At 43.3% G+C, this 23,922-nt stretch carries 19 protein-coding genes, 1 pseudogene and 1 riboswitch; of the genes and pseudogenes, 7 read left to right on the top strand and 13 right to left on the bottom strand.

The genetic code is table 11. The features are described 5' to 3' along the window. Positions 1 to 188: 188 nt before the first annotated feature. Positions 189 to 1,724: an erythromycin esterase family protein gene (locus H580_RS0110290; protein WP_051217385.1), complete on the bottom strand. Its 1,536-nt coding sequence runs from the start codon at positions 1,722 to 1,724 to the stop codon at positions 189 to 191. Between the two features lie 291 nt (positions 1,725 to 2,015). Beyond that, a complete protein-coding gene (locus H580_RS0110285; protein WP_245583537.1) occupies positions 2,016 to 3,527 on the bottom strand; it encodes an erythromycin esterase family protein in 1,512 nt (503 codons plus the stop codon). A 443-nt stretch (positions 3,528 to 3,970) separates the two neighbouring features. On the opposite strand from H580_RS0110285, the gene H580_RS0110280 reads away from it, so the two are divergent. Further along, on the top strand, positions 3,971 to 4,969 hold the full coding sequence (locus tag H580_RS0110280; protein ID WP_028594707.1) for a phosphotransferase enzyme family protein: 999 nt from the start codon (positions 3,971 to 3,973) through the stop codon (positions 4,967 to 4,969). Positions 4,970 to 5,036: 67 nt separating this feature from the next. On the opposite strand, the gene H580_RS26645 is transcribed toward H580_RS0110280, so the two are convergent. Together H580_RS26645 and H580_RS26640 are read right to left on the bottom strand one after the other, a co-directional pair. Beyond that, positions 5,037 to 5,720 carry an erythromycin esterase family protein gene (locus H580_RS26645; protein WP_342663188.1) on the bottom strand — a complete coding sequence of 228 codons (684 nt, stop codon included), beginning with the start codon at positions 5,718 to 5,720 and terminating at the stop codon, positions 5,037 to 5,039. Between the two features lie 46 nt (positions 5,721 to 5,766). Beyond that, the gene (locus H580_RS26640; RefSeq protein ID WP_051217383.1) at positions 5,767 to 6,093 is read right to left on the bottom strand and encodes a hypothetical protein; all 327 of its coding nucleotides are present in this window, start codon (positions 6,091 to 6,093) and stop codon (positions 5,767 to 5,769) included. 125 nt (positions 6,094 to 6,218) lie between these two features. Between H580_RS26640 and H580_RS0110270 the strand changes: the two genes are divergently transcribed. Beyond that, a complete protein-coding gene (locus H580_RS0110270; protein ID WP_028594706.1) occupies positions 6,219 to 6,746 on the top strand; it encodes a DNA topology modulation protein in 528 nt (175 codons plus the stop codon). Here H580_RS0110270 and H580_RS0110265 read toward each other — a convergent pair. Continuing rightward, positions 6,743 to 7,174, bottom strand: a complete 432-nt coding sequence (locus H580_RS0110265) for a pyruvate kinase (protein ID WP_245583536.1) — start codon at positions 7,172 to 7,174, stop codon at positions 6,743 to 6,745. The two genes, H580_RS0110270 and H580_RS0110265, sit on opposite strands and share 4 nt — an antisense overlap. Positions 7,175 to 7,394: 220 nt before the next feature. Continuing rightward, complete coding sequence (locus tag H580_RS0110260) at positions 7,395 to 8,111, bottom strand: hypothetical protein (protein ID WP_028594704.1); 717 nt, start codon at positions 8,109 to 8,111, stop codon at positions 7,395 to 7,397. Between the two features lie 204 nt (positions 8,112 to 8,315). Here H580_RS0110260 and H580_RS0110255 point away from each other — a divergent pair, with 204 nt between their 5' ends. After that, positions 8,316 to 8,819: a hypothetical protein gene (locus H580_RS0110255; RefSeq protein WP_028594703.1), complete on the top strand. Its 504-nt coding sequence runs from the start codon at positions 8,316 to 8,318 to the stop codon at positions 8,817 to 8,819. Positions 8,820 to 9,373: 554 nt separating this feature from the next. Here H580_RS0110255 and nrdF read toward each other — a convergent pair. The 5 genes from nrdF to H580_RS0110230 all read right to left on the bottom strand — a co-directional run bounded on the left by nrdF (position 9,374) and on the right by H580_RS0110230 (position 16,551). After that, entirely contained in the window at positions 9,374 to 10,324 is a 951-nt protein-coding gene (gene nrdF / locus H580_RS0110250; RefSeq protein ID WP_028594702.1) for a class 1b ribonucleoside-diphosphate reductase subunit beta, read from the bottom strand. 56 nt (positions 10,325 to 10,380) lie between these two features. Beyond that, complete coding sequence (gene nrdE / locus H580_RS0110245; protein ID WP_028594701.1) at positions 10,381 to 12,465, bottom strand: class 1b ribonucleoside-diphosphate reductase subunit alpha; 2,085 nt, start codon at positions 12,463 to 12,465, stop codon at positions 10,381 to 10,383. After that, the gene (nrdI, locus tag H580_RS0110240; protein WP_028594700.1) at positions 12,452 to 12,841 is read right to left on the bottom strand and encodes a class Ib ribonucleoside-diphosphate reductase assembly flavoprotein NrdI; all 390 of its coding nucleotides are present in this window, start codon (positions 12,839 to 12,841) and stop codon (positions 12,452 to 12,454) included. Before nrdI ends, nrdE begins: the two co-directional genes overlap by 14 nt. Positions 12,842 to 13,397: 556 nt before the next feature. Continuing rightward, the gene (gene thiC, locus H580_RS0110235) at positions 13,398 to 15,194 is read right to left on the bottom strand and encodes a phosphomethylpyrimidine synthase ThiC (protein WP_084509142.1); all 1,797 of its coding nucleotides are present in this window, start codon (positions 15,192 to 15,194) and stop codon (positions 13,398 to 13,400) included. 382 nt (positions 15,195 to 15,576) lie between these two features. Beyond that, a riboswitch (TPP riboswitch) is annotated at positions 15,577 to 15,691 on the bottom strand. A gap of 104 nt (positions 15,692 to 15,795) precedes the next feature. Then, the gene (locus tag H580_RS0110230; protein ID WP_028594698.1) at positions 15,796 to 16,551 is read right to left on the bottom strand and encodes an IclR family transcriptional regulator; all 756 of its coding nucleotides are present in this window, start codon (positions 16,549 to 16,551) and stop codon (positions 15,796 to 15,798) included. A 552-nt stretch (positions 16,552 to 17,103) separates the two neighbouring features. On the opposite strand from H580_RS0110230, the gene H580_RS0110225 reads away from it, so the two are divergent. The 4 genes and pseudogenes from H580_RS0110225 to H580_RS26635 form a co-directional block, all read left to right on the top strand. Further along, the gene (locus tag H580_RS0110225; RefSeq protein ID WP_028594697.1) at positions 17,104 to 18,126 is read left to right on the top strand and encodes an alpha/beta hydrolase; all 1,023 of its coding nucleotides are present in this window, start codon (positions 17,104 to 17,106) and stop codon (positions 18,124 to 18,126) included. Between the two features lie 550 nt (positions 18,127 to 18,676). Then, positions 18,677 to 20,128 carry a Fe-Mn family superoxide dismutase gene (locus H580_RS0110220; RefSeq protein ID WP_028594696.1) on the top strand — a complete coding sequence of 484 codons (1,452 nt, stop codon included), beginning with the start codon at positions 18,677 to 18,679 and terminating at the stop codon, positions 20,126 to 20,128. A gap of 129 nt (positions 20,129 to 20,257) precedes the next feature. Further along, positions 20,258 to 21,118 (top strand): DNA adenine methylase, encoded by an 861-nt coding sequence (locus H580_RS0110215; protein ID WP_028594695.1) that lies wholly within the window; start codon positions 20,258 to 20,260, stop codon positions 21,116 to 21,118. Positions 21,119 to 21,439: 321 nt separating this feature from the next. After that, a pseudogene (locus tag H580_RS26635) lies at positions 21,440 to 21,814 on the top strand (transposase); the annotation flags it as partial. A 77-nt stretch (positions 21,815 to 21,891) separates the two neighbouring features. On the opposite strand, the gene H580_RS0110205 reads toward H580_RS26635, so the two are convergent. Further along, positions 21,892 to 22,611 carry a hypothetical protein gene (locus H580_RS0110205; protein WP_028594694.1) on the bottom strand — a complete coding sequence of 240 codons (720 nt, stop codon included), beginning with the start codon at positions 22,609 to 22,611 and terminating at the stop codon, positions 21,892 to 21,894. 80 nt (positions 22,612 to 22,691) lie between these two features. Then, positions 22,692 to 23,915 carry an amidohydrolase family protein gene (locus H580_RS0110200; protein ID WP_028594693.1) on the bottom strand — a complete coding sequence of 408 codons (1,224 nt, stop codon included), beginning with the start codon at positions 23,913 to 23,915 and terminating at the stop codon, positions 22,692 to 22,694. Between the last annotated feature and the right edge of the window lie 7 nt (positions 23,916 to 23,922).

The raw sequence follows: 23,922 nt of genomic DNA, 5'->3' as shown, positions 1-23,922 counted from the left end.
AAAATGTATGTCCACTATTACGAAGACATTTTTAATAAAATTCCATGTATAATAGACATTAACTCATTCATTTTTAGTAATTGAAGCAACGTTTGGACCACTTACACTGCTTATGTTGCTTATGCTGCTTATATTCCTTATTCTGCTTACTCTGCTTATGTTAAAAGTTAATTTGATATGGCCTCTTATTATTGGATATAGCGAGGCAGTTTCACTTTATCGATAAGCAGGACACCGTCATAATGATGGCGCGGAACAATCAAGGTACCAGCCATTCCCCAATCATAAGCAACGACACGTTCAAACATCCACGAGTTGCCACGCTCATTGTCGCGATAGCGCAAATCCATAAACGTGTAAGGCTGCTTCGATGAAGATAAAATATCTTCCATCGATCCTGGAAGTAAAGGCTGTACAGGAATCGGTTTCCTTGTTTGATTTTCTGCCGATTCTCCACTTGCCATATAAAGTCCCATGACGTAGCTTTGACGTTGGAGATTATCTGTCATAAGTTCTCCCATCCATTTATGGGAGCCGTCAACAATTTGAGACTGTGCCTTGCTGATGTGACCATTATGGGCCCAGACAATAAACTTCTCTTCTGGATAGACTTCCGTAGCAAGCCAAATCAAATTGTTCGCCATGGCACGATCACGCCATTCCGTTGCACGATACATCGCTTCCATGCCTTCTTTTTCTATATCTATATTTACATTAATATTAATCTCAACATATTCGTTAATGAGGCGGATACGATCCTCTACCGCCCGTTTCATTAGCACCACAATTTTCGGCTCATTCGGATACTGTTTCTTCAATTCCTCCTCATGAGATGCCACTTGCTCTCTTAATTTTTTATACAGACTAAGAAGTTCTGGCTTCACCTTACGATATCCCGCTAAATCCTTTCCACGGCTCCATTTGGACAAATCAGCCTCTGCCTTCATGACTTGCTCTTTAAGCTTCTCATCTTTTAACCACCGTGCATCTTTAAGCAGAGGAGTTTGTAATTGAATATCAAAGCCTAGCAACCGAAGCGGCTGCTGGCTGTCCTGCGTATCCTTCATATATTGAAACATAGGAAGTGTCTCTTCCGTCCACCATACTTTGAAAATAGAACGTTTCATCGTTTCTTCAGCCGTCTTGCTCTTCATTGTACCTTGTGCAATCGCCGCATCAGGAAGACCGCTTTCGAACGCAACAAAGTTATAACCCAACTGCTGATGCAAATACTGAATCAAACGTGTCTTCACGGAGTTAAATTCAGCAGCGCCATGACTACTCTCTCCTAAATAGACAATGCGCTTATCCGCTAACAACGGAACTAACATATTGAGATCTTCAAAATTGCTTTCCGGAATCGCCCCATCTACTCGTTTCTCCGGTTGAATGGATTTGAAAGCATAAGCATAGTCATTCACATACTTTTTCCAATTGGCAATAGCCTCCGGGTAGTTGCGGGCTTTACGTTCTTCTTTGGGATGTATCTTCTTGTTTGTCTGCTCTACTGTCAGCTCTACTGTTTGATCTCCTTGCTGCTCAAGTTGCTTGCCCTGCTTGGAGTTGGAGTCACTTTGTGCAGAAGCAATATGGCTCGGTGCTGCAGCATAACTAATGGAATTAGTAGATGTTAATGCCATTGTGGCTGTCAATACAAGCAAAACAAAGCGGCGACATCGTGCAGACAACGGCTGGGATGTGTGAGTTGATTTCACTAGTTTCATTACGTTCAACTCCCTAATTTCAATATGGTTTATGTTGATTTCATCCTAGCAGTTACGCACGATGGGCGTCTTGACATTTTGTGCTATCTTATTTGGAGATAGGCCGTATATATCCATTCAGGAAATCATCTCGAAGGAAATCTTATCGTTACAATACACTATGACAATATGAGAAACTAGCTCAATTTCCGCAAAAAACTTCCCGTCTTAAAGTAGAAAAAACGCTGCATCACTTCTCGATGCAGCGTTACCGTTTCTATAAATCTATTTAACTGCCTATATCTTGCGCAATTACTTTATATAGCGAGGAAGCTTTACTTTATCGATAAACAAGATACCATCATAATGATGACGCGGTACGATCAAAGTCGGCATATATCCCCAATCATAGGCGAAGACACGTTCAAACATCCAAGAGCTGCCACGCTCATTGTCACGATAGCGTAAATCCACAAACGTGTAAGACTGCTTCGCTCCAGATAAAATATCCTCTAAAGTCCCTGGTATCGAAGGCTGTACAGGAATCGCTTCTCTCGTATCGTTGTCAGCCGATTCTCCACTCCCCATGTACAGACCCATAACGTAGCTTTGACGCTGAAGTGACTTCGGCATCAACTCGCCCATCCATTTATGCGCATTTTCGAAAGGATAAATTTTGGACTGTGCCTTGCTAATGTGACCATTATGAGCCCACACAACAAACTTCTCCGTCGGATATACCTCAGTAGCGAGCCAAATCAAATTGTTTGCCATAGCACGGTCACGCCACTCCGTAGCACGAAACGCAGCCAACATGTCCCCTTTTTCAAAAGCAATATTGCCTTCAATATTAATTTCAACATATTCGTTAATAAAGCGGATACGATCCTCGACCGCACGTTTCATCAGCACCATAATTTTCGGTTCATTCGGATATTCTTTTTTCAATGCTCCTTCATGAGCTTCCACTTGCTTCAGTAATTTTTTATACAAAGTAATAAGCTCTGGCTTCACTTTACGATAGCCCGCTAAGTCTTTGCTGTCTCTCCATTTGAGCAACTCCACTTCTGCCTTCAATACTTTTTCTTGCAGCTTCTTATCCTTTAACCATGCAGCATCCTTAAGAAGAGGTGTGCGCCATTGAATGTCGAAGCCTACCAATCGAAGTGGTCGCTCGCTGTCTTGTGTATCCTTCATATACTGGAACAAAGGAAGTGTTTCCTCCGTCCACCACACTTTAAAGATGGAACGCTTCATCGTTTCTTCAGCCGTCTTATTTTTCATTTTCCCTTGTGCAATTGCTGCATCAGGAAGACCGCTTTCAAATGCAACCATATTATAGCCAAGCTGCTGATGTAAATATTGAATGAGACGTGTCTTCACCGAGTTGAATTCAGCAGCGCCATGGGTGCTTTCTCCCAAATAAACAATTCGCTTATCTGCTAACAATGAAACTAACATATCAAGGTCTTCAAAATTGCTTGCTGGTATCGAGCCATTCACACGCTGTTCCGGTTGAATCGACTTCAATGCATAGGCATGATCATTCACATATTTCTTCCAATCTGCGATTGATTCCTTATAGGTACGGGCTTGGCTATCCATTGCCTTCTCGATTTGCTCTTTGGCTTGTTGACTCTGTTGAGCGGCTTGCTCCGCTTTCTGTTCTGGTTGTGCTGCTGCCGCTTGCGCTTGAACGGAGCTAATAGGTCCGAGCCAAGCTGTCATTACCATCGCCGTCATCGTAACCGTTAACAGCATCGCTTGCAGGCGTCCACGCCATCCTTTATTTGAGTTGTTCGTTGCCATCTTCATCGTATTCATCTTCATTCCCCTATTCTAAGTAAAGTAATGTATGTACGAATCTTTTTCTACTATTACGCATTATGTTTGCTCACGAATTGATATGTTTGTTCTTGTTTCTCGTATAAGATAAGTTTAGACCCCAAAAGTTAAATGGGAGATACTTGAAGTTTAAATTTAGGTTAAAAATCAGCTTGGATACACATATATCTATAGCAGCATCATTTCCACTTATGATGGAAACCATTGTTCAAACTCTAACAAACCTTCCTCTGTCGAATAAACCGAACGGCTGCTTTTATCGCGTATAAGGACTCCCGTCTCTATTAATCGCTCAGCAATCGCGTGCCCTAGCGCCTCTACCTAAAAGGAGCGACTCTTCGCAAGTCAGAACTGTGCGCAACGGCACCCTTTGATATCCATCCTGCATCTATGCTACGCTTCTTGCATGGAGGTGGATGATATTGGAATCCAACAATTGGTCCCCGTCTTTATTAGAAGAAGCCTGCCGGAGATATGGCGGTGATCCTTCTTCCATTCAAACGCTCGGTGGATTTGCTAACAATGTGTATTCCTTTAAGAGAGATGAAGAATCGGTAATCTTAAAATTATATACGTACAAGTCTCCTGCCGATCACTCACAACTAGCTAGCGAACTAACATGGATGACGCATTTATCACGGAAAGGAGTACGTATTACGAAACCTATTTTCTCTCAACAGAGTCTATGGATTGAGGAGATACAGCTGGATGAGGGAGCTTTTTTAGCAGTCGTTTATGAGAAAGCGGCAGGTAAGCTGCTCCAAAATCAGCACGAAGAAGCTTGGAACAATACTCTATTTTACAAAATAGGTGAAGCAACGGGGAACATGCATCGTGTGGCGGCAGAAATGGAACCTATACTAGATGACAACAAACGCCTCGAATGGCATGAGGAGGCGTTTATACATTCTCCTCCCCTTGTCAGTAAAGAAGTACTTTTACAATGGAATACCTATGTGAGCAAGCTAAAAAGCTGGCCAACCGATTCAAATGTATACGGGCTTGTCCATCACGATCTGCATCCGCATAACTTTTATGTCCATGATGGAGAACTCGTTCTATTCGACTTTGGCGACTGCCTCTATCATTGGTACAGTTATGATATCGCCATCATTCTTTATCACTCTTTGCAATTCGCTCGTATCTCCGATCAGGCTGACAGAGACAAATGGGCCGTTTCATTTATGGAGTCCTTCGGCAAAGGATATGCTGCGGCCTATCAGCCATTAACCAAGCAGCAGCTCGAACAGATTCCGTTCCTATTAAAATATCGTAGACTGTATTCCTATATGTATTTCAAAGCGAATACTGTTTGGGAACAGTTAGATGAAGGAACAAGAACTGCACTTGAACAAATGAGAGTAGCAATTGAGCAAGACAAACCTGTACTTGATGTCGAATTGAGTCCACTCAAGCAATAAATAAGTAAAGAGCGCTGAATCCAATTCGATGATTCAGCGCTTCATTCTTGTAGCAGTGATTCATTATCTATTTGATATACTTAGGCGCGTTCACTTTATCAATTAATAGAATGCCATCGTATTGCTCACGTACGTTCATGCTCTCCGGCATCATTCCCCAACTGTACGTAGTTACAGGTTCGAACATCCAAGAGTTCCCCCGTGTTTCACGCTGATAGCGCAAATCTACAAACGTATATGGCTTATTGGATGCAGACAGAATCGATTCCATCGAACCTGGCTCCAATGTGACAACATCCTTTTTATTGCCTAAATTATCAGCAGTCTCACCGCCAGCCATATAAAGACCAAGAACATAGCTGTACTTATTGTACTCTTCCGGCATCAATTCACCCATAAACTTCACCGTATATGGCGTACCTTCAACTTCGGAATGAGCTTTACGGATGTGGTCATTATGTGCCCATACAATGATTTTTTCCGTTGGATACACCTCTTCTGCAAGCCAGAGCAAATTTGCAGCCATCATTTTATCGCGCCATGCGAAAGATTGCAGCATCGTATCGTATTTACCTTGCTTCGCATCTACCTGACCACGAATGCTCAACTCGTTATATTCATTAATAACGTCAATCTTTACCTTGAACGCACGCTCCATCAACTTAACGATATGAGGCTCATCTGGGTATGCTTTCTTCAAACGCTCTGCGTTCGGCTTCACCTGCTGTTTCACTTTTTCAAAGGTCTTAATCGCATTAGGCTTTACCTTTTGATAAGCTTTCAGATCATCGCCTGCTTCACGCAGTTGCTTCTAATGTGCCGCTGGTCAACTTACCTTGCGCTGCTGTAACATCTCCTAGCCCACTTTCAAAAGCAAGCACGTTATATCTCATTTCTTGATGCAAAAACTGTATCAATCTTGTTTTCACACTATTAAATTGTGCCGCTCCATGTGTACTTTCACCAAGATAAACAATTCGTTTTGATTGCAGCAATGGCTTCAGCATTTGCAAATCATCGAACTCTTTCTTCGCAATCTTACCGCTCCCGAATTCAATCTTTTCTGGCTCAATGGAATCTAGTGCGTACGCGTTATCCTTAATCCAAGAAATCCAATCCGCCATCGTTCATCAATGAAAGCTGATATAGAATATAACCCCTTACCTTTTCCGATTAGATTAGATTCGAATGAACGTTGTATCAAAGTAACTAACTGAACACAAATACCACAGGAGTTGAGCCCCTGCCTATGAAAATTATGATTATCGGATCTCCCGGTTCAGGAAAATCTACATTTGCAAGAAAACTAGGCACACTTACTAAGTTGCCTATCTATCATCTGGATGCCTACTACTGGCGGCCTGATTGGGTTGCAACGCCAAATGAAGATTGGGATTTGTTTATGAACAATCTAGTAAAAGAGGAGTCTTGGATTGTAGATGGGGATTATAACAGGACGCTGGATATTCGAATGAAGGAAGCTGATGTCATCGTCTTTTTCGATCTCCCTTCTATTATGAACATGTACCGAGTCATCAAAAGACGGGTACAGTATCACGGGAAAACAAGACCTGATAGGAATGAAGGCTGTGAGGAGAAACTTGACTGGGCGTTTATAAAATGGGTTTGGAGTTTTAGGAGAAACAACAGACCTATAATCAAGCGAAAGATAGTGGAGTATGGCAGCGGGAAGAAAGTTATCATTTTTCGAAAAATATCAGATTCTAATAAAGTAATGCAACAAGTTGAGGAGATTGGGGTTAGAGGGCTGCTTTAGAATATGTCTAAACGCCCTCTCATTTTATCTTCGCGTACTCGTTGGCAAGCAACTTCATAGTAAGGGTCATTTTCAAATGTAATATACCCTGTCATATATAAGCATTTTAAGTAGTATTCAAAATATTCATTTCCTAACACCATTTGTTGTGGTGGAAGACCACGAAATACATAAAGCTCATATCCAAGAATTTCAGATCCTCCTTGAATGGTCAGACCCGATACATATTTATGATCGGTGGATTCAAGAATTAAATTAACCTCTAGGTAATTTCTTATAAGGAAAGTACTTGTCTCATCATTTACCTTCACTAGCTCTTCTATCACTTCTTTATCTCTGAAAATATATGCCCTCACTGCTTCATTAAAATTAGCATACGGATCTTTAGCTAGGTCAGCAAATCGATTTACATTTACTTCTTCAGCCATGTACCGCTCCTTTAATCTCTTATCGATATCTTCTAAAGTAAACGGGTTAGGCAAACTTAATGTCAAAAACTTTTCGTGTAGTGTGTATATATTCATTATTATTCTCCTTTAATTAAGTTTTTTGGTATACGGAAAATTAAAAGCAAATTCGAGAATAGGGCTTATGTAACACACAGTGGCCCCATTCTCGAATTTGGTAATCTACCCAAAGATAATTTTATTAATTAATTACTGGCTCTGGCAGGAAGAAAGGAGTCCAACTTTGTTGACCTACCTTAAACTCCGTGCCATAAAAAATATGGCCTACTGTTCTATCTTGATCATGATAGTGCCAATAATATAATAAATCAACTGAACCTCTTTCTGCATGATTTTCACTTACCGGCCATTTGCCATTTCCTATTTGCGAAGCAAGGTAAAATGCTTCCATTGAATCCGTAGCCCACACATCATTGTTCTTATTCTGCTTCAACCAAGAAATAGCCTCTTCTTGTGTAAGAGGGTCACCTACATGCAACTGTCCGTGTTTTCCTGGTCTAATCTTAGCTTTATAATAGTCAGGAAGATCCTCTTTTTTCTTGTTTGTTTGTCCTAGTTGCGCAGCGAAGTCTGTAACGAGAGCATATTGCTGTCCAGCAATATATACAGTATGAGCTATTATTGTACCAGCTGCTACCCAAGTTATAAATTTAGAAATACTATATCCAATCCAAACAATTGGATGAGCATTTGGGACTATAATATCACTCTGATCTTTAATGTCTTTGTTGATGGAGGCTTGATTATGTTGAGTTAATATCTCGTTGGAATATGCAAGAGGAAGTGAGGAAGTTTCATTGAGAGCATAAGTCTGACCTGCTGATAAAAATACAATTACGAATACAAGTGCAGCAGAGATATTTCTTATCCAATTTTTCCACAACTTTGTTCTTTTCATTTTCCACCTCATAATTCTATTATTTACGCGCGCTCATATATAATACTATCTAATTACTTTTTTTACAATAACATCCTTGGTATTTTTTTCAACTATCTCTAAAAAGCAATCTCTCGTACTACTGCAGCTTATAACATTATTTTCATAATTACTGATAATTCATTGTGATTGAAATGATTACTTAGAATAAAGGAGGAAAAGTGGTTGATAGCTATTAATAAATACCTACTACTAGTATTGATGCTGGTGGTGTTCATACTGAATACGGCCTGCACTCAAGAAGAGATGAAACATGATTCGATGATGGAGCGAATGAAGCAGTCTAAAGAAGGTGTCGATCTGTTTATCTCCCCCGACTATAGAATTGTATCTAATAAAGAAGAGATTATGAAACTAGAACCAGCTGTATTAACTAAAAGCTCGGGCAGCATCAAGCTACTCGATATTCTCGTACGTATAAAAAATGAAGGCACCAAACAAGCTTCTAACCTAGACGTAAACATTAATGAACCTACTCCATTAAACTACATTCAAGCCTCTATCGTTGGCATAAAAAGAACTCATCTGGATAGCAATAGTGAGACGCAATTGAGGTTTGTTGTGGCATTTGATGATGATCTGAAGCTAGCTTCCTTCAAAGAAAAAGTTACGTGTACGATATCCTGGGACGAGGATAATGAACGTAAACAAATAACCGTCGGCTTTTAACCCTACAATCCAAAACTTATGGACAAAAGTGCATCTATTTAAAGTAGAAAACGTCATTTTGAGATAGATTAGGACAAAAGTGCAGTTATTTCTTCAAATATATGCTTAAAATAGGGAAAGACGCTAAAATAGATGCACTTTTGCCGATAATCCCTCAAATAGGGACAATTCCAGATAAAATAACTGCATTTTTGTCACTATCCTGGACTAGAAGTCGTCCATTACATGCAAACCTAGCTAAATCCTACTAATATCGTCTAAATAGTGTGGTCGGTCGGCTCACTCTAAGCATGAAACATGATTACTATGAAATATATATTAGTAATTAGAAGATGAATAGTTGTACATAACTTGATATATGATGCATTATGAGATTAAAACATACAAACAACAATAAAAAGCGTTAACGACTCGCCACGGAGCTGAACCTTGCCTCGCAAACAAGGTCAGCCTCTAGTGGCCGCGTTAACGCTTTTCCTATTTAGCCGCTTCGTATTTACAGCCGCTTATTCATCACTTCTGGTTATATCGCCATCTATCGCTTCGCTTCTTGACTAGAAGCGGAAATCGTCGTCTGTCAGCGGTTCAACATGCATCGCACGAACATATCCGTTACCCTTCTTCGAGAAGAAGTCATGCTGCTTCGTACGCGTGCTAATTCCGTTAAACACAATTGGATTGATTTCTTCCTCTGGGAACAACGGCTCCATACCAAGGTTCATCAACGCCTTGTTGGCATTGTAACGGATGAATTTCTTCACTTCCTCCGTCAAGCCAATCGTTGTGTACAGCTCTTCCGTGTACGTTTCTTCATTCGCATGCAGTTCCTTCAATAGCGTTTGGAACTCTGCCACAGCCGCATCCTGCTCTTCTGGGCTCAATTCCGCGAACAACTCTTGAGCCAACACACCCACATAGAGACCATGGATACTTTCGTCGCGCAATATAAGGTCGATAATTTCGCCACTGCTCGTCATCTTGCCTTGCCCTGCTAGATACAGCGGATAGAAGAAGCCGCTGTAGAACAAGTAGCTTTCCAGCAATACCGAAGCACACATCGCCAAGTACAAGTCTTTGCGCGTCTCAATGTTCGTGTAGTAGCGGGACACCATCTCCGCTTTCTTCTGCAAGCAAGCATTGTCCTCTACCCAGCGGAATACGCCGTCGATCTCTTCCGTCGTTGCCAGCGTTGTAAAAATACTGCTGTAAGACTTGGCATGGATCTGCTCCATCATCGCCATAAATCCAAGAACGGCTTTACGCTGCAAACCTTCTACATGGTCCAATATTTTCGGCATACCTACGCCGCCTTGAATCGTATCAAGAAGCGTCAGACCGCCAAGTACCTTCATATATAAATCCTGCTCATCCGCATTCAATGTCAACCATGACATTTTATCGTCTGATAGTGGAATTTCATCATCCGTCCAAAATTGCATAATATTTTGGTTCCAAAATGTAATTGTAAAATCGTCATCGGGACGATTCCAATTGACAGCTTTCATGGCGCTCAATTCTGTTGCTCCCTTCTCGTTCGTTGCCTGTATCTATCATCGTTCTATTATACGGAGCAGCTAATGCACTCTTCAACAGACAAACGGTTCGTACGTGTGTAGTACAACGATTTCAAGCCCTTCTTCGCTGCATAGATATAGTAGCGAGCTAGCTGACGCGTCGTCACATCACTGTTTACGTGCAGCACCGTGGAAATTCCTTGGTCAATATGCACTTGAATTTCAGCAATCAGATCAAGCACTTTGAACTGATCCATTTGATAAGCTGACTTATAGTAGAAGAAATTATCAGCTGCCATATAAGGCATTGGATAGTAAGTTGTTGAGTTGGCATACGTACGAGTCTCAATCTGCTCTACGATCGGCATAACACTGGAAGTCGCATTTTGAATATACGAAATACTTTGTGTTGGTGCGATCGCTAAGCGATAAGCATGGTACAAACCATGTTTTTGTACGTTTTCTTTGAGTGATTGCCACTCTGCCGGACTAGGAATGTTCATTCCCTCAAACAACTGCTTCACTTTATCCGAAACTGGACGGTAGTCTGTCTCTAGATAGCGCTCGAAATACGAACCATCTGCATAATCAGAATGTTCAAACCCTTGGAACGTAATGCCGCTGTCTTTCGCGATTTCCATGCTTTTCTCCAAGGAGTAGAAGTTCAACATCATAAAGAAGGTGCGCGCGAAGTCTTTCGCTTCTGCACTATCATAAGCAATTTTATTTTTAGCTAAAAATCCGTGCAAATTCATCGCGCCAAGACCGACGGAATGCAGTTCACTGTTTGCTTTAGCAACACCTGGTGCATTTTCGATACGAGTCATGTCGCTGACCGAAGTCAGTGCAAGCATGCCTGCATGTACGGATTCCTTCATTTTCTTATGCTCCATTACGTTAACAATGTTCAAAGACGCCAAGTTGCAGCTAATATCTCTGCGGATAATGTCTTCTTGATTGTAGTCGGTAATTTCGGATGTCTCTTGCAGTTGGAAAATCTCCGTGCACAAGTTGGACATTTTGATGTTACCGATATTTTTAAGCGCGTGAGCATGGTTCGCATTGCTCTTGTTCATAATATACGGATAACCAGATTCAAGCTGAATCATCGCAATTTTCGTCAGCATGTCACGCGCACTCATTACTTCCTTTTTACGTACACGATCGTCTGCTAGCAGTTGCTCGTACATTTCATCCATATCCATATCGTCTAAATGCACACCATATGCTTTGAACACGGAATATGGTGCAAATAGATGAAGCGGTTTGTTCTCTTCCGCTAGCTTGTAAAATTGATTCGGTACGATTAGGCCGATCGACAATGTCTTCAAGCGTGTCTTCTCGTCCGCATTAATTTTCTTACTGTCTAGGAACTCCATGAGATCCCAGCCGAAAATGTTGTAGTAAGCTGCGCCAGAACCTTTGCGCTGTCCCATCTGATCTGCATAAGAGAATGCATCCTCCATCAGCTTCAGAACAGGCATAATGCCTTTCGCTGCTCCTTCAACGCCTTTAATTGGCTCACCGCGTCCACGCAACTTCGACAAGTTAACTGCTACGCCACCGCCGATTTTCGAGAGCTGCATGCACGTGCCGAGTACAAAGTTAATCGAGTTAAGCGCATCGTCCATTTCTAAAAGGAAACAAGATACCATCTCACCGCGACGGCTCTTTCCTGCGTTCAAAAATGTAGGCGTTGCAGGCTGTACGCGCTGCTCCATCATCGCTCTAGTAAGCTCGCGAGCCATATTTTCATCGCCACGTGCCAAGTGCAAAGCAACGATCGCAACACGATCTGCGTAATGTTCTAAGTATTGAGAGCGGTCGTTCGTCTTCACCGCATAGTCTGTGTAAAACTTGGATGCTGCCATGTAGGATTGGAATTGGAAATTATAGCTATGTGCAATTTCATAAATCTCTTCTACAGCTTCTGGCGAGTACGTCGTATAAACATCCTCATAATAATCATTGTCAATCATATAGCGAACTTTCTCTGCAAAGCTGGTAAATGAAATACTCTTTGCAAACACTTCCTCCATGAATGCCTGTACAGCTTCCTTATCTCGCTCCAACCGGAAGAAGCCATCCGCTCCACGCTGCATTAACAAGTTGTTTAGTTCAATATGACGCAACTGCACTCACCTCCTCTTGGTAGCCCGTATAACGAGCAACACCTTGCTTAAACCGCTCTACATCTTGTGTTGTACCTGCCAATTCGAACTTGCTCAACACAGGCACACCATACGTACGAGCTATAATGTCCGCACTGCGGCCAAAGCATTCACCCCAGTTACGATTGCCACTCGCTGCAACCGCCACACAACGAGCATAATTATTTTTCAAAAAGGATTGTACCTTGGCTGGCACTTCACCAAATCCTGTCGTATAGGTAATGAGTACAAACGGCTCGTCCAACGTCATTTTATCGTCAATCTGCACCGCAGGCAGGTTTAATTTATTTATAAATCTCCGTACGTTTCCGGTTCTGGAATCATAGGCAACCAACATTTTAATCGTATCTCCTTCCATCTTCATATGAAGCCTGTCAGCCCCATCTAAAGCGATCATACATAGATCATTGTCCCTGACAGAGACGCTGCTATCTATGGTGTTTGAAATGTCTATCCGTAACAATATCTTGAGTGCATTATCAAATTTATATCAATATATAGTGTTTGTCAATGGACTTGAGCACATTCCAAATCTTTGTTTTCTTTGCACAAAATACCCATCTCTTGCCCCGTAAGCCTTTGCGGACATATCGACAATTCCGTGTCTTTCAGAGGTTCCATGGACAAGCAGGTTTGTGCTTCAACACATATCCTTCTTATTCACAAAAAAATAAAAAAAGAAAGTTTGCTTGTTCGCATTGACAATCCGTAAACAACCACTAGATATTGATGCAGTTAGAAAAAAAGAAGGATCGACAAATTGTCGACCCTTCCTTAATGGATGTTATTATTTATAGCATAAAGTACATGAATCATAACGAAAATGGACTAATTACATTATGAACAGGAGCCATGCACCCTGTTACATAAATTTATAATGAAAGCACGTATATTTAGGATGTCGCTGATAGCTTACTGCGATATTGCTCCGCCTTCTCTTCCATCCCCGCCGTAATCGCTGCATGATCATCCAGTCCGTTCTCCTTCGCGTACTGGCGAATATCTTGGGTAATTCTCATGCTGCAAAATTTCGGCCCGCACATGGAGCAGAAATGAGCGGACTTAGCTCCTTCTGCTGGAAGCGTCTCGTCATGATATTCCATCGCACGCTCTGGATCAAGGGACAGATTAAACTGATCGCGCCAACGGAATTCGAAGCGCGCTTTGGACAATGCATCGTCTCGCTTCTGGGCACGTGGATGTCCTTTCGCCAAGTCAGCTGCATGAGCTGCAATCTTGTAGGCGATAACTCCTTCACGGACATCATTTTTATTAGGAAGACCCAAATGTTCCTTCGGTGTTACATAACAGAGCATCGCTGTACCAAACCAGCCAATCATGCCCGCTCCAATAGCAGACGTAATATGATCATAACCTGGCGCCACATCTGTCGTCAGCGGCCCCAGCGTATAGAATGGTGCTTCTTTACATATTTCCAGCTGAATATCGACGTTCTCTTTAATTTTGTTCATAGGCACATGACCAGGTCCTTCGATCATCACCTGCACGTCATGCTTCCACGCTATCTCTGTCAACTCACCAAGCGTCTCCAGCTCCGCAAACTGCGCTTCATCATTCGCATCATAAATACTGCCTGGACGAAGGCCATCACCAAGCGAGAAAGCAACATCATAGCGTTTCATAATCTCACAAATATCTTCAAAATGCGTATACAAGAAATTCTCCTTATGGTGCGCCAGGCACCATGCCGCCATGATCGAGCCTCCGCGCGATACAATCCCTGTCATTCGCTTAGCCGTCATCGGTATGTAACGAAGCAGCACGCCCGCATGAATGGTAAAATAATCGACTCCCTGTTCCGCCTGCTCAATTAACGTGTCACGGAACACTTCCCAACATAAGTCCTCTGCCTTGCCGTTTACTTTCTCCAATGCCTGATAGATTGGCACCGTACCTACCGGAACAGGCGTATTGCGTATAATCCACTCACGTGTGGTATGAATATTTTTACCCGTGGACAAGTCCATGATCGTATCTGCGCCCCAACGGATCGCCCATGCCATCTTCTCTACTTCTTCATCAATCGAAGATGCAACGGCAGAGTTACCGATATTGGCGTTAATCTTTACGTGGAAGTTGCGCCCGATGAGCATTGGCTCACACTCAGGGTGATTAATGTTGCACGGCAATATTGCACGGCCAATAGCTATCTCATCTCTTACAAACTCTGGCGACAAACCCTCACGGATAGCTGCAAACTCCATTTCCGGCGTAATGATGCCTTTTCGTGCATAGTGCATTTGGGTCACATTTTGACCCGTCTTCGCACGAAGTGGCTGTGTGTTTACAGCAGGGTACTGTTCAGCTCCAGCAACCCGTACACCTTGCTCCGTACGAAAGCCATTGTCTTCTGGCTTGATTTCACGGCCAGTATAAGCCTCTACATCATTGCGTTCAAGGACCCACTTCTGCTTTAGCGGCTGCAAGCCATTACGAATGTTAATTGTGACATCTGGGTCTGTGTATGGACCACTTGTGTCATATACGCGCAATGGTGGATTATGCTCAATACCGTCTGGCGTCTCTGTATCATGCAGTTTAATCTCTCGCTCCGGTACTAGAATGTCTGGACGCGAGCCTACGGTGTATACTTTGCGGCTGCTAGGGAAAGGTTCGATCATCCGCTTGGATGGTTGGGATGCTGATGGAGCGTCTGCGGATAGTTCCATTTCCGTTTGTACAGTTGTGGTGACTTGTTCAATGGTAGAAGATTCAGTTGAAAAGCTATTAGGGGTAGAATCAGTCTGCAATTGTGCAGATGTGGCTGTAGGTTTCTTCATGTTCATTTCCTCCTTGGTCATGCCATGACGAAAACTGCAAATGTGCAAATCTATCGGTTATACCTAACAGAGGAGCCCCTACTACATCATTTTTGCAAATAAGAGGGCTTAAAGGTAAGTTGCGCAGTTGTAACTCGTATATATCGGCTGTATGTGATTCAACAATAGATTCAAACATACAAAAAGCCGGTCCCGTAAAGGAACCGGCTGTCGTCGATATACCCACACACCTAGAAAAAGGATAAATGTCCGCATCCTTATCTACTGGTGCTTATCGTGCCGATTACTTCCCTACGCTGGTATAATCCAGATCAGGTGCAAAGGGTTTAAGATCTTCAGCGCGATCTTGTCTCAGCCTCCACTCGGAGGCACCCCTAGTAACAATATGCAGTTCTTGCATGGTAAATGTTAACTCATGTCTCACTAACCATAACGGAATAAAGTCAATTATGCAAGTAATTCCAGAGAAATAAGCCTTATAAATAAATCCTTACAAATTAACGGTACGTATCATCTTTTCCATACGAGAAGCCGCTTCCATCAGCAAAGGAGCGTACGCCCGCATCGTATCCGGAGTCATGCGGCTAACAGGGCCAGATACGGACAACGCAGCTGAAATACGATGGGAACGATCCAGTATAGGCACGGATATGGCTGCTGCCCCAGGTTCACGCTCTTCCACACTTAATGCGTACCCGCCTTTTTTCACTTCTTCTAGCTGCTGCAAAAAGTCTGTTGTCTCAATGGAACCAGGCCAAGAGGAACTTTGCATCGTCTCTGCACGCTCTGCTTCATCCGCAAAAGCAAGAAGCACTTTACTCGACGCCCCTACATATAGAGGCAATCGTACACCGATCGGTGCTACACGACGAATCGCCTGATTGCTCTGTACCGCTTGGATGCGAATCCGGTCATTGCCATCCCGTACATACAAGCTTATCGTCTCTCCAAGCTGATCACGCAAACGCTCCATTTCAGGAAGCAGCAGTTGAGCTGCATCATCCACTTGAGTCAAGTTTGCTGCCAACTCCCAGACACTATATCCGAGTCTGAACTTATCTCCGTCACGCAGTAAAAAACCTTTCTCCTCCAGCGTCGCCAGCAAACGATGAACAGTACTCTTATTTAAACCCACTCGTCCTGATATTTCCGTTAAGCTCAAATCATGGGCATCCTTGAAGCACATCAATATATCAAGCGCTCTTTCGACCGCACGAACTGTCAACTTACCTCCGCTTTCCTCCATAGGTAAATCACCTTCTTTCGTTCCATTACATGGAACTTTGTTACATCTAGTATAACGCTGAGATTTGTTTGCGTAAAGAGATGTTGTTGCTAAATTGCTAAATAGAACAAAAAGAATACGGTATACTGCACAAGTAAAAAAGTACATGCTTATCCATACTCTATTTCAAAATGACAACTAATATGACATTGAATAGGTCCGCCCAGATATTCATCCAACCCAATCCGTATGCCTCTTGCTTATTTCAAACGACAGATGTTTACGCTGGACTTTAGTCCCATCATTCGCGCTTTTTTTTACATGAAGTTTACTATATTACACGAGCATTACAATCGCCTTACAAATCGTGCAATACCATTGTTTTAGCAGGGTTATCCGCATACGATGGGAGTAGTAGAAAACGATTTCAATTCAATGACAACGAACGAGAGCATTGCACAGAGATCAGCCTGTTCGACAACACTCGACTAGGCCTTTCGTTCCATATTTATACATCAGATTTGTTACAAAGCTCATCCGTGAAACATCGCGAATAAAAAGGAGGCATCTGCCATGAGTTCACCTATGATATCAACGCCAAACGTCCAACCCGACTGGATCGCTCCTATTGAGCCAGCAATACCCGCTCGAATGAAGCGCGTGAAGTTGAAACATATACTCATCGCCTTGCTGTTATCCGCTGTGTTCACCGTGATTGTCATCTTTTTAGCTTTGCATGCTTTTATTGCTTGGATGTTCGCGAACCCTCAAGTCCCGCCGCTGTTCGCTAATCCGATGACAGCGAAAGGACTCCAATATGAAAATGTGACCTTTCCTGCGCGTGATCAGCATACACTCGTAGAAGGCTGGTACATTCCAGCAAGCTCTGCGTCCAAGAAGACGATTATATTGAGCCATGGCTATGGAGCAAATCGAGAAGAATATTGGGTACCCATGTATGACCTAGCCCAATTCGCTCAACGCCTCGGCTATAATGTCATTATGTTTGACTACGGCTTTGCGTCACCAAACCATAAGACAAAAGCAACGGGCGGAAGACTGGAGAAAGAACAACTTCTCGGTGCAGTTGAGTTAGCGAAAAAGCGAGGTTCGGAACATATCGTCGTATGGGGCTTCTCAATGGGAGCTGGAACTGCCCTTCAAGCCAGCTTACTAAGCAGCGATATCGATGCCATGGTACTCGACAGCATGTTCTTGCTAGAGCCAGATACGCTCTATCATAACTTGGAGCAGTTTGTAAATCTTCCAAAAGAACCATCGCTGCAATTATTACGCATCATGTTCCCACTACTGAATGATACAAGTTTGCAGCAGATACCCTATGATGAAGTAAAGGCACATCAGTACTCGATTCCAACCTTCTTCATTCATGGAACAGCAGATACGAAAGCTCCTTATACCATTGCAGAGCAAATTGCTAGCAATCAGGACCCTGCTCTCTCCAGCTCTTGGATCGTAGACGGCGCTCACCATGAGCTCATCTATCGAGAAGACAGCAAGACGTATTTGCGCAAAGTCGCCCAGTTCCTAGAGGCATCTGCTGAACGCGATCCCCAGCTCACGGCTAAACGCTAAACCATTCGGTGTTATAAATATCCCTTTCCTAAATAGGAAGGGGATATTTGGTTATTTAATTGTGTCAAAGCTCCTAATTGAGATGAGTGAAAAATTGTTATTCCCAGAAAGCACATAGCTTAAATGGTCGACAAACCTGCATTCGCACAAAGCACATCTGACAAATCTGCAGTTATTTTAACTCTAATTGTGCTTATTTGGGCTATTATCGGCAAAAGTGCATTTATTTTAGCCTCTATACCCATTTATAGAGCTTAGCCGGGAAAAACAACTGCACTTTTGTCCTTATTGAAGGCAAAATGATGTTTTTTTATTAAAATAGCTGCATTTTTGTCCACACCATAATTGGTTATGTTTTATGAGCTCATGCGTACGGAAATTTGATATTACGATGCTCTTTTACACTACCTTTTTGAAACCTCACCTTTTTCACCTTCTCTCCCCTTTGTCACGCTCAAGCATATCGATAACATTACCATTGTTATAGTCCAACCATTCCTCCTCATACATATGATTATGAACGCATCACGTATGGTGAAGGAGGATTACCATGCTGCTTATTTACGGTCCTTACATGCCGATTCGCATATTGGAAGCGATACAAGATTGGAAAAATCAAGAGAAAGAGCATGCTGTGCTCATTCGCAGCGTCGTTCCGGAGTTGGAACCAAGCTTCAGTCAAGTGCTTACTGAATGGGAGCATGTCTTTGCTAAAACCGAGGAGACGGCGCGCGGCTGGCTGCACAACTGCATTAGCTCGGATACACGTTGGGACAATTCCTTACTGACACAAATTGATCAGCTGCTGGGCGCTTCTGTCCAGCAATCGGAGCATTTTATTCAACAGTTGGAGCATATCAAGCAGTACAGCCAAGCGGTGCGGTATACGTCAGCCGCACCGCTTCTATGCGCCCACGTCGTGCGCGAATCATATGTGTTCGTTAGCGTGACGAAGTCGCTGACGAGCACCCCGCTCGCCGAAGCGCAAGCGAACGCCGCGGCGTATGGGCAAGGCCCGGCTGCGGCGTATCATTCAGCCGCTGTTAGGCCCAATGATGTGACGGCGGCCATCGGTAGCCGCCCGGCGCAGTCACAGGCTTGTGCGGCTGGCGAAGCCATTCCGCCGCAAAGCGAGCGCCCGCCTAACGGTGCTGGCGCCATGCAGCACGGCACGGCACACGCGCCACATGCTGCGGCGTTGCAGCATGGCTCACCTTACTCGCCGCAAGCCGCGGCTAGCCAGCACAACTCGCCTTACTCGCCGCAAGGCTCGCCGTATGCTCCGCAAACTGCGGCTAGCGCTCAACCAGCGGCAGCCTCAGAGCCGCAACTGCGCCAAGCGGCTCCTGAAGAGGCACGTCCAGCGGACAATGTTTACGTGCCGCCAGGCGGGCATCGCTTGCCGCCACTACCCTACCCTTACAACGCATTAGAGCCATACATTGATACGAAGACCATGCAAATCCATCATGACATCCACCACAAAGCATATGTCGACGACCTGAACAAAGCCGAGCTGGCCCTAGTCGAAGCTCGCCGCACTGGCAACTTCGATCAGATCAAGGCGCTAGAGCGCGATTTGGCCTTTAACGGTGCAGGGCATTATTTGCATACGATCTTTTGGGACGTAATGAATCCAAAAGGTGGAGGTGAGCCGCAGGGTGATTTAAGACGCCAAATTGAGCAAGACTTTGGCAGCTATCAAGCCTTCAAGCAGCAATTTTCCAAAGCAGCAGAAAAGGTAGAGGGAGGCGGTTGGGCTCTCCTCGTCTGGAGCCCTCGAAGCCGTCGCTTGGAAATTCTCCAAGCAGAGAAGCACCAGAACTTATCACAATGGGATGTCATCCCGCTGCTCGTGCTCGATGTTTGGGAACACGCTTACTATTTGAAACATCAGAGCAAACGCGCTGACTATATTAAAGACTGGTGGAATGTAGTATATTGGCCTGCTGTAAACGAACGCTATTTAAAAGCACGTCAATTGAAATGGGCACCTTTTTAAACCTATCAATGTCTTGATTCCTCGTTTGTACTTGGTTAAAATAGGTAAACAGATGTTCGTCCCTTAGCTTATATTCAGTCATGCTAAGGGACGCTCCTCAATATAAGCCATTATGGAAGGAGAAAACCCGTGCTCAAGCCGATCCTAAAGTGGGCCGGGGGCAAACGGCAAATACTTCATCATCTGCACACTCAGCTGCCGCAATTGGATTGGTCCATATGTACCTACTACGAGCCATTCGTAGGAGGAGCGGCCATGCTCCTTTCGTTAAAGCCCCAAGCTGCCGTAATTAATGATATTAATGAAGATTTAATCAATGTCTATCGAGTAATCCAACATGATCCAGAAGCCTTAATTACCGCCCTCAACGGACACATCAACACCGAAGCTCATTATTATGAAGTCCGCAGTTGGGACAGAGAAGAAGATACTTATGCGTCACTCTCTTCGATTGAACGTGCTGCGCGCACCATTTATTTAAATCGGACATGCTTTAATGGTCTATATCGCGTTAACAGTCGCGGCAAGTTTAACGTACCGTACGGTAAATACAAACAAGCAAATATCGTGCAAGAACATAAAGTACGCGCCTTTTCCCGTTATTTAAACCGCAATACGATCCAGATTCATCATGGTGATTATGCGGCGGCAGTTAGCCGAGCAAAGGCAGGAGATTTCGTTTACTTCGATCCACCCTATGATACCCTCTCACCTACTGCATCGTTCACTTCCTACGCCAAGGGAGGATTTGCGCGAGAAGAACAACGGAGACTTGCCGAACTATACAAACAATTAGATCAAAAAGGTGTATATGTCATGCTTTCCAACCACGCTACCGAGTTCATCACCGACTTATACCGCAACTATCACATCCATCATGTTCATGCCAAACGCCTGATCAACTCCAAAGGCACTGCTCGCGGCGGTGTCAATGAAGTCGTCGTCGTCAACTACGACAACAACTCACGATCCTCAGCCTATTCCTTCTAAGACATACTTCACAGCTTTTATTTTTCATGTCTATCTTCAATAAATATGCTCTCTCAAAACATGTTCTCTCACCATTCCATTTACATTTACACTCACCGCTTTATAACACATTCTCTTGCTGCATATATCTTACAGGGTGTAAAACGAAACTTCATATTACGTACACAAATGCAAATGCAAATATGCACCTTTACGGGTAGCATAACATCAAGCAAAAAGAGGCTATAAGCTTCCCGAAATCGTTCTGGAAAACGCTATAGCCTCTTTGTATAAAACGGTCACTTATAAGATGAGGGAAGGGATTACATGTAATGCGTGTATTCTCGTCCGGTCTACACCCTCTTATCGACGATGCTAGAGCAGGCATTTTGGCGTCTAAGCGACGATAATACGCTTCCGATACATTCCGCGATCAAGGATGGCACTATCAAATTCCACACTATTGAGGAGCATTGCAAGAACGAGGGATAACGCAAAGTATGGTGCGCAAAGGGAATTGTTATGACAATTCCCTTATGGAGAGCTTCTTTGGCATCTTACAATTAGAGTTTATATATGCAGGAGTTTGAATCAATTGAGCATTTCAAAAAAGAACTAGCAGCATATATCAAGTACTACAATAACAAGCGGATTAAGGTGAAATTAAAAAGCATGAGTCCGGTACAGTACCGAACACATGCCTTAGAAGCCGCTTAACTATAGATTAGTCTAACTTTTGGTGGTCATTTCAATGGTTCCCCTCAGCTCTTTAACTTTAACGCTGTTACTATTGCCTACTTGTTAGCGCCCTCTTTCAGTTTCTTTTCTTCCGCGATTCGTTTCTCCTCTTCCTCAATCCGTTTTCTATCTTCTAAAAATATCTTATGACTTTCTTCTTCCGCTAATTTTTGTTCTGCTTCACTTAATTGCGGTAGATTCGACTTAGGGGGTCTAGCGTTCTTTATAGCTTCTTGAATTTGTTGCTCAAATGTTCTTGTATCTAGACCTTCGACAGCTGCTTGAAAATGCTTAACTCCATTACTTTTATCGGCGTCATAAACGACTAGATTATCGTCGTTGATTTTAAATCTCCCCTGATAAAGTCCTACAACAACGTGTGCATCATTTGTTACTGGGCCTTCATATTTATCTAAAAATAAGATATTGTTCTTGTGTGGGTCCATACTAAGGGAAGCGATCTCAAGAAGTTGAACCACATTAGAATTTAATGCTATATCTCCTTTAATCACTTTTTTTACTTTAACTTCAGTCAGTTTATACCTAGTGCTTCTAAACGGGATTTCTTTCGTTTTTCCGGTCAGTTCTGCTTCAATAATTAGTCCAGCATCATAAGCTAGTTCTTCAAGTGCATTGTAATGAGTGGCTAATAATGCGTTGTCGTAATTTACGCTATGTCCTTCTTTGTAATTTGCCGTATGTTCTTCTTTCCCACAAGCAGTCATTGATATAGAGACCATAGCAAACAACAGAAGAGTTATTACTATTTTTTTCATCTATATGACGCTCCCCTGTATTTTTGCATCTATTTCGTCATTCAGCAAGCTATCGCACTACGTCTAGTATTTGCTGACGACTATAAGGATCCAGCTACAACTTGTCCCATAAACATGACGGCACGGCGATCCGAGCGACGGGCAACTGCCTCCGCCGAACAACTAGCCTTTACGAATACGGCATCTGCAAGGTTACCTTGAACAGGCCATATCTGCTCCCCATTATTATTGAGCGGAGTGACGCCACCTGTAATACAAGCAAGTGCACGAGAGAGCGAGTACTCATCCGCATAATTATATAACTCTGCCATTCGATTCGCTTTTTCCAACATATCTCCTGTTCCGAACGGTGACCAGTGATCCGTGATGCTGTCATTTCCAAGCTCAACACGGACTCCTTTTTCACGAAGCATCGGGATCGGCATCTGCACCGCTCCGATCGGCACAGTAGAGGAGATCGATATACCTAGCTCTGCAAATCGTTCCGCCAACTGCTCTGCCGCCTTCGTTACAGAACCTGCGAATCCAAAGGCATGACTCACCGTCACACGTCCTTGCCAGCCTGCTTCCTCTGTCATATCAGCCAACTTGTTCATCGTATAAAGCCCCAACTGATTGCGCTCATGCAAATGCAGATCAATGCCTGCATCAAACTCAACGGCAATATCCATAAGCGTAGCCAAGGACATCTCAATATTATCATCGACAACCGCTGGATCAACAGCTCCGACATGCGTAGCTCCAAGTCTCATGGCGCCCTTCACACGCTCTACAGACGAAGACTTAAGCAAGCCATGCTGAGGGAAAGCAACACTCTCGGCCGTAATCTTTCCAGCATAATCGTTAAGTACTTGCAGCGTCAGCTCCATATTTTTAGTTTCGACAATCGGATCAACATTTACATGAGTTCGAATATGAGTTGCCCCATAGCCAAGTAGTAAATCAAGCATTTTCTCAGCCCGTTCCTTCACAGTAGGCAGTTGTTGTTTCAGAATAACTTGCTCTTCTGCCAAGCGATCGAAAATACTCGCAGCCGGTCGTACCGCTTTCCACGGTCCGCCATAATACGTTTTGTCGATATGAATATGCATCTCTTTAAATGACGGCAGCATCAGCAGTCCTTTTGCATCCACATGTGTAATTCCGTCATCTGGCAGTTGAGTAGCAGCAACAATTTCGGCAATTACACCTTCTTTAACTTGGATATGATAAAGTGCTGTCTGTGTCCCTACGATCACATTTTGCTCTTTTTCAAAAGCTTTCTCTAATAAAACATTCGTAAGCCAATACGTAGATGCATTCATGTAATGT

The organism is Paenibacillus assamensis DSM 18201, assembly GCF_000422445.1.
Lineage (GTDB): Bacteria > Bacillota > Bacilli > Paenibacillales > Paenibacillaceae > Paenibacillus_B > Paenibacillus_B assamensis.
Note: the sequence above shows the minus strand (reverse complement) of the source record. Positions and strands in the feature narration are given on the sequence as shown.